Consider the following 2699-nt stretch of genomic DNA (forward strand, 5'->3'; position numbering starts at 1 on the left):
GATTTTGAAGTGGCAGATGATGCAGTTTGGGTTAAGATTGCCAACAAAACAGTTAGTGTAAATTCAACATCAGAAAACATAGATAAGGTATTTATCTATGATCTTTCAGGCAAACAACTGTATGTGAAAGAGGATGTAAATAATCTGCAGTTGCTTATTGAGAATCTGCCATTTGCCCAACAGGCTTTATTGGTAAAGGTAGTTTTGGACAATGGTTACCAGACTACAAAAAAGGTAGTCTTTAATTAAGATAACAGAGTAGTAAAATTAAAAAATCCGATAGCGAAAGTTATCGGATTTTTTTGATTCGTTCCTAAGAACCTGAGTTCGATTATTCAATAATTTGTTATTTATTAGATATTCTGCAAGTTTTTTTAACCTTGTAGGTATAAATACTGATGAAGATACCTAACATGGTCTCCAAAAAGACCTTGCAGGAACATTAACTGATATAATTTCTTTGTAAACAAATTTTGTGCTGTCTTAATCGAACTCAGGTTAAGAGTATTAATCCAAAACAAAGTTTATTAAGGTGCTTTTGCCAGATTACTAGACTTTTATAAGTATAAATAAGTTTTTACTTATAAATTTTTAATTCTCTAAGACTAGAGAAAAGTATTACATCGAGTATTTATGCCTTTAATCGGATTTGCTTTTTTTGAGGTAAAAAAAATACAACATAACTGCTATTTTTGCCCATTATTATACTTAATCTCAAGAATGTAAGGTTGATTTTCTTATGTATTTAATAGATAAGAGTTGAAAAATTAATCTTTTAATTCAAAACGGAAAGAATAAATTAATTGCCCAACAACAAATTTAACTAAAATAACCTGCTACATGATTCAAAAATCACTTTTGATTCTGCGTCCTTTGTTATTAAAGACCGCTCTCTTGTTTTTTTTATTTATTACTTCTAAATGTTTAAGTCAGACTACAGTTAACCGAATTTATACTGATTGGAATGGATACTGGACCTCTAATGCTGCTACGGGAGTAAATAATCAGCCCAATACTGAAAACAATCTTCTGGCATTTCAATGGAACGGTAAAACGTATGCAACCGGTGCTAATAATGCGGCTTTAACAGCTCATTCTGTTGTTTTTGAAAACTCTCTTTTTAGAGCTTTAAAAATTCAGTCTTTAGAATATACCTCCGCGACTTATTTTTTGCAAGGTTCTATGATTGATGGCTCTTTAACAAACAGGGTTTTAACTCCTCCGCTTTCGGGTCCTGCCTCTGTTCCTGCCGAGCTGGCTTCAAGACTTACTGACGGTATTAATGGTCTCGCTTTAGGAACCGGAATTGCCAATATAAAAGCAGCTTCTGCTTCATTTAAAGTAGGTACAAATAATGTTTTATTGAGTGCTATTGGAGATAATATACCGGATATTATTGTTACTCAGGTGGCTCAGCCAAATTCAAATGTAGATAAATTTAGATTTGTAGACAGCAATGATGTTACGGTTGGAGTTCCCGTAAACGTTAACTTTGCTTCTATTTCGGTAATGGGAAGTTACCGATTAGATTTGTTTAATGCCAATAATGGATTACCTGCTTCTGGTTTTCCTGCAAATGATGTCCGTGATATCAGAGTATTGGCTATTGACTTAACTTCTTTTGGTATTACATCAGCAAATGTTGGTCTGATTGATAAGTTTGTCGTTGATTTTTCGGGAGATTCAGATTGTGCTTTTATTGCGTTTAACAAAAATTCATTAAAAACAGCTGAAGTTTCTTTGGTAAAAAAAGCCTCTATGACAGGATGTGGTGTAGTGGGAAGTGTAATTCAGTATACTTTTGAAGTTACCAATACAGGAGAAGTTCCTTTAACAAACTTAAGTGTTACCGATCCGAAGATAGGAACAATATCAGGATCGCCAATAGCTTCTTTGGCTGTGGGTGCCACAGCTGTTTTAACTGCAAATTATACAGTTACAGCGGCTGATGTTACTTTAGGAAGAGTTATTAATACTGCAAAAGTTATTGCAATCGATCCATCATTAAATACTGTTGAAGATATCTCAGGTCAGACCAATGGTGATGATATTCCGACTTCTATTAATTTATTAAACCCACCTATCATTGGCACGGTAAAAAATATTACCTGTAATTCATTAGGAACTATTAATTTAAGTGATTTACCCTCTACAGGCAGCTGGACATTAGAGAGAAATCCCGGAGGTATTACTTCAACTGGTACAGGATCTACAACCACAGTATCTGGCTTGGCGATAGGAACGTATAGTTTTAGGGTAACGAATAGTACAGGATGTAAATCTCCTTCTACAGCTACTATTTCAATTTCAGGTCAGACTACAAATACGTGGGATGGAAGCACCTGGTCAACAGGTTCAGTACCGACTTTAGATCAAAATATTGTTTTTACCGGAAATTATCCTCCGGCTGTAGATCCTAATGTTGATTTAAATGGTTGTACTTGTCTGGTTTCGGGTAGCAGTACTAAAGTTACCATAAAATCAGGTCGTACTTTGACTGTTACAAATTGGGTAAATGTAGCTACTAATGAAAATTTAATTTTTGAAAACAATGCGAGTTTAATGCAAACGACCAATGCTGTAAATTCAGGAGCTATTATTTACAAGCGAACTTCATTTCCGATGAAGAATTTCGATGCTACTTATTGGTCATCACCTGTAGTTGGACAAACCTTGGTTGGTTTATCTCCTAACACTTT

Annotated in this window: 2 protein-coding genes; both read left to right on the top strand. The window is 34.3% G+C overall.

What is annotated here, in order from left to right; genetic code table 11:
• Positions 1-249 (top strand): T9SS sorting signal type C domain-containing protein (locus JE46_RS23755; RefSeq protein ID WP_035137121.1); only part of this gene is annotated, 249 nt, incomplete at its 5' end.
• A 591-nt stretch (positions 250-840) separates the two neighbouring features.
• The coding region (locus JE46_RS23760; RefSeq protein ID WP_031457787.1) for a DUF7507 domain-containing protein at positions 841-2699 on the top strand (1859 nt) is incomplete at its 3' end.

This window comes from Flavobacterium chungangense LMG 26729, from assembly GCF_000735715.2.
Lineage (GTDB): Bacteria > Bacteroidota > Bacteroidia > Flavobacteriales > Flavobacteriaceae > Flavobacterium > Flavobacterium chungangense.